The sequence below is a fragment of the Clostridium sp. genome (genome assembly GCF_032552055.1).
Lineage (GTDB): Bacteria > Bacillota > Clostridia > Clostridiales > Clostridiaceae > Clostridium.
Map to the genome: position 1 here is coordinate 1 of NZ_JAWGSV010000444.1, position 1,083 is coordinate 1,083.

Here is a 1,083-nt window from a genome sequence, read left to right on the forward strand (position 1 = left end):
ATATTATATAATGTTATCATGATATTTTTTATGAGGTGATTAATTATTATGAATAATACTCTAACTGAAGAAAATATAAAAAAGTTAAGAGAAGAATTAGAATATAGAATGACTGTTAAAAGAGCTGAAATTGCTAAAGAAAAAGCCATAGCTGCTGCTCATGGAGATAGATCTGAAAATGCAGAATATAAAGAAGCTTGTGCAAACTATAGGGAAAATGATAATAGAATACAATATTTATTAAATATGATTTCTACAGCTACTGTTATAGCTGATGATGAAATAGATAATTCTACCCTAGGAATAAATAGTAAGGCTAAAATTAAATTCATTGAAGATGAATTTGAAGATATCGTTACTTTAGTCACAGTTATGGATTCTGATCCTGAAAATATGTGTATAAGCATCGAATCTGATTTAGGCTTAGCACTTAAAGGAAAGAAAGTCGGGGATATTGTTGAAGTAATAGCTCCTGAAGATAAATATACAGTTGAGGTTATTGAAATATTATAAGATATAAAAATTATGAGAGGTATATTATGGAATTAATAACATACGAACATAAAGCACATTATTATGAAACTGATCAAATGGGTATAATACATCATAGTAATTATATTCGTTGGTTTGAAGAAGCTCGTGTATATCTAATGGAAGCATTAGGAGTTGGCTATGATGTAACTGAAGAAAAAGGTATAATCAGTCCTGTTTTAGGTATTGAATGTGAATTTAAATCAATGACTCACTTTAATGATGTTTTAGAAATTATACCTACAGTTGGCGAATACACAGGAATTAAACTAACTGTTAACTATGTAATTAGAGACAAAAAAACTAAAGAAATTAGATGTACAGGTACAAGTAAGCATTGTTTTATGTCAAAGGATAATAAAATTCTTTCATTAAAGAGATCCTTCCCTGAACTACATGAAATGTTTACTAATTATAAAAAAATATGCGATGAAAATTCAATAATATGATAAAATATTAATCATTTTATTAATTAAAGAATGAAAAAATTTAATAATGAAAGAATGCTTATAAAAAATCTTTATAGATTTTTTGTAAGGGTATCTTTAAAAC

At 26.3% G+C, this 1,083-nt stretch carries 2 protein-coding genes; both read left to right on the top strand.

Features of this window, described 5'->3' with window-relative positions; all coding sequences use genetic code 11:
- Positions 1 to 48 precede the first annotated feature (48 nt).
- A complete protein-coding gene (locus E6248_RS16280; protein ID WP_316341807.1) occupies positions 49 to 513 on the top strand; it encodes a GreA/GreB family elongation factor in 465 nt (154 codons plus the stop codon).
- Positions 514 to 539: 26 nt separating this feature from the next.
- Positions 540 to 980 carry an acyl-CoA thioesterase gene (locus E6248_RS16285; RefSeq protein WP_316341808.1) on the top strand — a complete coding sequence of 147 codons (441 nt, stop codon included), beginning with the start codon at positions 540 to 542 and terminating at the stop codon, positions 978 to 980.
- The last annotated feature ends 103 nt before the right edge of the window (positions 981 to 1,083 follow it).

Coding starts and splice junctions, on each gene's coding strand:
- E6248_RS16280 (WP_316341807.1), top strand. CDS start 49: ATGAATAATACTCTAACTGAAGAAAATATAAAAAAGTTAAGAGAAGAA.
- E6248_RS16285 (WP_316341808.1), top strand. CDS start 540: ATGGAATTAATAACATACGAACATAAAGCACATTATTATGAAACTGAT.